Raw genomic sequence first — 6,065 nt, 5'->3', positions numbered from 1 at the left:
CTACGTCGTGCTTGGCTGCCGCTTGTCCTGCATGTCGGAAAACCCTGAAGAAGGTGTTCCCGCACCACAAGCCAATCTGGAAGGGATTGTCGTACAGAGCAGGTGGAAGAGGCTCAGGCTCGGCTGGTGGCGGAGGCGACGGGAGACGCTTGGGCCCCGTCCGTTCGGCGGTAACCTGGCCCAGCAGGAAAGGAGCGGACGGAACGGGCCACCCTGCCCTGTCCGGATCCAGGACGTTCCAGCGCCTTGTCCCGGTTGATCCCTCACCGCCAGATGGGCCGAAATCCGTTGGTCTTGCTCAACCACCGCTCGTCACAAGCGAGGTACAGGCCAATTGGGACACGCTGGCCGATTGCGACCGTGTGTCGTGGCAATGTCGGGAGCTCAGGTGGGTAAAGGACTTGGTGGTGGAGAACTTGCTGGCGTAGTCTGCAGGTTCGAGCTGCGGTTTCAGATCCGCTCAGGTCATCTGCGCGCTCTGCCACGTCCATGCAGGGCTGCCGACAGCTTTTGGCGTGGATTGCTACCCCTACCCTGCTCACCTGTTCAAAAAGAGCGGTACATCGTCGGGTGTGGCACTCCCGTCCCCTCTAGGTCGCGGCAGTTCCTGGAGACAGACAGTCCCGGGGACAACGCATTGTGCAACACAGCCACACTGTCACGTAAATCCTGCCCTGTGGACCAGCCACCGCCCCACCTGAAGAAGACCGAAATGACCACCTTTCCACGAGGCAGATTGGACTCTGGTGGCTCGGTTCCTTGGACTCTGGTGGCGATCCTCGTCCTTATCCCTTGGACTCTGGTGGCCCAACTAATATCTTAAGAATCAAATATTTCTTCGAATAGCTTGCGCCACCAGAGTCCAAGTTGACGTGGTGGATGGAAGTCAGCACGGTCTACGCATGGCTGACGTCCACCAACTGATCCTCCAGCACGGGATCAACGAAGCTCGCCGGCAGGCGGTGACCCGCCATGAGCGGGCGATGGTAGAAGCTGCCTATCAAGTCCTCGGTGAGGAGAGCGAGGGCATCGGTTTTACCTATTCCGGCTTCGCGCTGACCTCCCTGCCCCACAAAGAGCAGGGCGAGAAGATCTGGAAGCGAGAAGGACACAATCTCACCCTGATCCTGCAGTCAGGTGTCGACCGGCAGGGACACGAAGTTGGCCTGCCCTACGGCTCCTATGCACGGTTCATCCTACTCTTTCTTCAGTCGGAAGCCGTCAAGACCCGCTCAAGGGAAATCGAACTCGGCCGAAGCATGCAGGTCTGGCTCGGCAGGATGGGCCTGTCCATTGGCGGCAAGAGCTATCGGCTGGTCAAGGAGCAGGCAAAGCGCATTTCCTTGTGCCGACTGACCTTCTTTGGCGGCTTAGGCGAGCGGGAACTGCTGAGGAACGGCGCCTTCGTGGAGGGTGCCATCACCATGGCCGGAACCATCGACCAGCCATCACTGTGGCAAGATCAGGTGCGGCTGGATGAGGCCTTCTATCGTGCCCTTTGCGAGCATCCAGTCCCCGTGAGTGAGACAGCTCTGCGGGCGATTGGGCCCCGCTCAATGGCGCTGGACGTCTACGTCTGGCTAGCCTACCGACTTCACGCCCTGAAACGGGATACTGAGGTAAGCTGGACGGCGCTTTACGCTCAATTCGGCGCCGGCTTCAAGCGGTTGCGCGCCTTCCGGGCGCAGTTCCTCGAGAGCCTCGATCTGGCGCTTGCCGTCTATCCCGATGCCAAGGTGACGGTGGACGAGCACGGAGTCGTCCTCCGCCCGTCGCGGCCGGCAATCACTAAGCTGTAGCGCCACCAGAGTCCAATTCCCTGGGCACGAGGCTGCCCTAGGAAGGAGGCCGCATACAGAGGGAAAGCTAGCAGTACTCTGGGCAAACTGTTGGACTTTGGTGGCGCCTTATCCAGGCTCTTACCCATGCTCGCGATCGATCGGGATGACAGAACAGCACAAGTGCCGGAGTCAGCGAGGTGATATTGCCATATGAAGATGTCGCTATATGGCTATATGTGTGTGTTGATCGGCTCGAACCGACTGATTGCCGGTGCCAGATGCCCTTCCCCGCTGACCGGTTCCTGACTGTCCACACGCAGATCTGCACGACCAAGGGTTCGCCCGCTACACCGCGGACGATCGAGGTAGTTTGGGTAGGCTGCCGTTCCGGCTCAAAGCGCATCCCGTTCCTACAGCCGAACTCGGCACCGCCGCGTGTCGTACCGCTAAAGGGCCCGGATCCACTCGCCGTCCGCGTTGTTCCAAGACCGACGGTTGATCCAGATCTGGTCGACCAGGAAGGCGCTGCAGCTCGAGGCCACGACCTCAATGAGCAAAAGCGCAGAAGGTGCACAACTGCCATACTATGACCATATGGCAATATGTTCATAGTATAAGCGGATAAGCGTATTATGCTGCGCTATCCTTTCCTCGCTCGCACCGAAGGGACGCGGAATGGAGCAGCAATGCCGTGCGCCTTCGCCCACTCTTCGACGGCTTCGATGAGTAAGTCGTGTACCTTTATCTTCGGCCCCCTCGCCAGGGCATAGCGCTTCAGTTCGTACTTCCCGTCTGGATGAAGGTAGATGATCGTTGGATCGCTCTTCGTTTCCATTGGTCGCCTGCGCCCGGTGGCGGCCCGTAGGCTAGTTTCGTCAGTGTCACCTGGATGAGTGGGAGGCACCGCAAGATCCTCGGGCTCCGGCGCCTTCAGCTTCACACGCGCACCATAACTCGCTGGGGGCTTCGCCATTCGCAATCACTCCATACTATTCATGCGCCAAAGCATCATAGCTTCATATGGCGCTATGATGGTAGGGTTTTGTGCTCTGGAACGCTCAGGCGTGAAGATCCCGTCCAAGGCGAGGCACGCAGGAGGCCGTTTCGACGTCAAGCCCATTGACAAGAGCAGCTTGTACCGATGCCAAACGATGTAGGAGCGGCTGGTTGAACTGCCACTTTCCGCATCGGCCGGCCTGCAGGATGTCCTCGACAAGACGAAGCAGCGGCAGACCGCAAGAGATCGTCTGCGGGCTCCATACAAAGTCCAGATCACTTATTCCATACGGTACGACGAAAACGAGGTGCTATCGCCATATGAAAATATTACAATATTTCGTTTCGTTTCATCCAGGCCCAGATCTCAGCGATCTCGGCCCGAGCCTTGCCAGTAGGCTCGCGCTCCTGCACGGCAAGTGCCTCGGCTTGAGCATAGGGGAAGCTCAGCGTATAGCTGATCGGGGTAGGGCAGAATGGGATTTCCAGTTCTTCCAGTCGTCCACGCGCCAGACCCAGGGCCCGCGCCCGATTCCCAGGTGGGGTCTGGGTGAAGACTGCTGCGGATGGCTTCCTCATGCGGGAGACAATCCCCCACGTCGCTTCTAGCGCTCGAACGTCCATAGGATTCGGGCGGGTTACCATGACGGCGCCTGTCGACACGTCAAGTGCTGCATTGATCGCCGGTGCTGAATGGGGCGGCGTGTCAATTACAACCAAGCTGGCGCCGCGCTTCCTCAGATCGGCAACAAGCGAGGCGAGGGGCCTAGAGCCAAGAGCGATAACACCCGGCGCATCGATGTCCGCTGCTTCACGCTGTTCACCCCATTCCGTCGCCGACTTTTGCGGATCGGTGTCGATGATTGCGGCGGCGAGACCCTGCCGAAGCGCCTCCACGGCCAAGCACTGACTAACAGTGGTTTTTCCAACGCCGCCCTTTTGCGCCACGACAGCAATGATCTTCATCAGTTCGGCCTTTGAGAATGTTGCTGAACTGACCTAGGGGTAAACAACGATACGACGCAATGGCAAGTATATGATATTGCCATATGGCGCTACGATTGCGATATTTGCGGTACCCGAAGGTCTGATTGCTGCCTGCTATGCTGATGTCCGATCGCGTTGAGCAGGGCAGGGCCTAGGCCAGATCCGCGGCGACGAGTGTAGGGCATGCCACCAGTGCCCTCATGCTGGCACCTCGCCATAGCGATCGAGCGAACCTTGGGCAGATGCCGATTCAGCGTGGAGAGCGCCACACCAGGCGCTTTGCCACCGCCGCCAGATCGCGGTGTGAGAGCAGGGCGCACCCGCACCTGCTGGGACGACTTCTTCCAGCCTGCGGTTGTAAACGCTGGGGTGCAGTATCCTGATCTGAGTGCTGCCCCGTTACACCAAAACGTGCGCAGCCCCCAAATACTCGCCTCCGGATCACGTAATCGGAGATGTAGTTTCAAGAGATAGTTCTCGGATGCTCAAGGGGATGAGGAAGCCGACTGTCGGGGGAGGGGAGGCAGCTGCCGCGAAAACGGCCGCTAAAGCGGTCCTGGCGTTCAAGAAACACCTGTTTTCCGACGCCGCCGTGAGCCTCCAGGATCAGGCTTCTGTCGCTTCCTCTAATTTGCTGCGGAAAGCCATGTCGGATTGGCCTGCTGGACGGAAACCTGATCTGGCGGGTTAGAGCGCCTATCAAAACGGAACCTGACGGTCCGGCCGTTGTTGGCCGGGCATGGTTGCACCCCTGGTTTCCGATGAGCTGTGGCAGGAGATTGCGCCTCTGCTGCCGCCTGAGCCTGCCAAGCCCAAGGGAGGCCGACCTCGCAGGTCGGACCGCGCCTGCCTGGCCGGCATCGTGTTCGTGCTGCGCACCGGCATTGGCTGGGAACACCTGCCCCAGGAGATGGGCTGGGGCTCCGGCATGACCTGCTGGCGCAGGTTGCGCGACTGGCAAGCGGCTGGGGTATGGGCGCGGCTACACCGTGTGCTGCTCGACCGGCTGGGCAGGGCGAACGCCATCGACTGGGACCGGGGTGCGGCCGACAGTGCCTCGTTTGCGGCGAAAAGGGGGGCGAAGCAACCGGCCCGAACCCGACGGATCGCGGCAAGCCCGGCAGCAAGCGCCACCTCCTCGTCGACGGCCACGGTATCCCGCTCGCCCTCCTCCTCACGGCGGCGAACCGGCACGACAGCAAGCTCCTCGAGCCGCTGATCGAGGCGGTGCCATCGGTAAAGCAATGCGTGGGAAGGCCAAGGAAGCGACCGACCAAGCTGCATGCCGACAAAGGCTACGACTTCGACTTCTGCCGCCGGGCCCTGCGCCGCCGCAAGATCGTGCCCAGGATCGCCAGACGTGGGATCGAGCGAAGCGAGAAGCTCGGTCGGCAAAGGTGGGTGATCGAGCGAACCTTGGCATGGTTCAGCCGGTACCGCAGGCTCGCCATCCGCTACGAGCGGCGCCTGGACATCCTCACCGGCTTCCACCTGCTCGCCGCCAGCCTGATCTGCCTCAAGTTCGCCAAACGGTGGTTCTGTTAGGCACTCTTAGCCGTACCTGCGGGATAATCCAGTGCGGGAAGGGGAGGGGATCCTCAAAGCCTGCCCTGATCTGACGAGGCAACCTTTGGGCGATCAGCCAATCGCCAGCATCTTGTCGTTGAACTGCAGAAGCTCGCCGTTGCACAGCCTGTTGGTCCTGCTCAGGGTAGATAATCTGGCCTGCCGAGCAGGTTACGGCAGCCCCCGCCCCGTTGCAGGCCGGCCGTCAGCCGCTTCCTGAGGTCTGGCTGGGCATAAGGAGCAGCGAGATCTTCCGCCGAGAAGAAGGGGTTCAGCCGGAGCACTTCTGCCGCGGCTTCTTCTGCTTGCGTCGTTGAACCGAGTTCGGCCTGCCTGGCAGCCGCCAGCACCGCCCAGGCCGCTACCCGATCCGGCCGTTGGTCGAGGTTCTGCTTCAGGATCTCCGCGGCATCCTGCGGACGACCCGCCAGATAGTAGACGATGCCCAGGTCCATCCATGCAGGATCGTTGATCGGGTCAAAGGAGAGGGCGGTCTCGTACTCCCGGATGGCCTCATCGAGCTGGCCCTTATCTGTATACACGCCCGCGCGCAGGACGCGGACATCCGGGTCACCAGGGTTGAGCCTGATCGCTTGTGTACCGGTCCACAATGATGAGACACCGATGTGCGCTCACGCGGCCATGTGCATCTGACCAAGCTGGCCGGCTCGAACCTGGGCGGGTGTCCGGTAGCCGTGCCGCTCGACGATCCAGCTCCGGTTGTAGGTCTGCTGG

4 protein-coding genes are annotated in these 6,065 nt (G+C 60.8%); 2 read left to right on the top strand and 2 right to left on the bottom strand.

Features of this window, described 5'->3' with window-relative positions; all coding sequences use genetic code 11:
• Positions 1-902: 902 nt before the first annotated feature.
• Positions 903-1,799: a replication protein RepA gene (locus tag VHL31_RS01610; RefSeq protein ID WP_329659452.1), complete on the top strand. Its 897-nt coding sequence runs from the start codon at positions 903-905 to the stop codon at positions 1,797-1,799.
• A 1,308-nt stretch (positions 1,800-3,107) separates the two neighbouring features.
• On the opposite strand, the gene VHL31_RS01605 is transcribed toward VHL31_RS01610, so the two are convergent.
• The gene (locus VHL31_RS01605) at positions 3,108-3,743 is read right to left on the bottom strand and encodes an AAA family ATPase (RefSeq protein WP_329659451.1); all 636 of its coding nucleotides are present in this window, start codon (positions 3,741-3,743) and stop codon (positions 3,108-3,110) included.
• Between the two features lie 760 nt (positions 3,744-4,503).
• On the opposite strand from VHL31_RS01605, the gene VHL31_RS01600 reads away from it, so the two are divergent.
• Positions 4,504-5,309 (top strand): IS5 family transposase gene (locus VHL31_RS01600; RefSeq protein WP_329659450.1). Its coding sequence is split into 2 segments (ribosomal slippage): positions 4,504-4,834 and positions 4,834-5,309, totalling 807 coding nucleotides; the frame shifts between segments, so codons are not numbered across the junction.
• Positions 5,310-5,470: 161 nt separating this feature from the next.
• On the opposite strand, the gene VHL31_RS01595 is transcribed toward VHL31_RS01600, so the two are convergent.
• Positions 5,471-5,941, bottom strand: coding sequence for a tetratricopeptide repeat protein (locus VHL31_RS01595; RefSeq protein WP_329659449.1), 471 nt, complete (start codon positions 5,939-5,941; stop codon positions 5,471-5,473).
• Positions 5,942-6,065 lie beyond the last annotated feature (124 nt).

The organism is Geminicoccus sp. (assembly GCF_036263595.1).
Taxonomy (GTDB): Bacteria; Pseudomonadota; Alphaproteobacteria; order Geminicoccales; family Geminicoccaceae; genus Geminicoccus.
The sequence above is the reverse complement of the archived record's forward strand: the minus strand, read 5'-3'. Positions and strand labels throughout refer to the sequence as shown.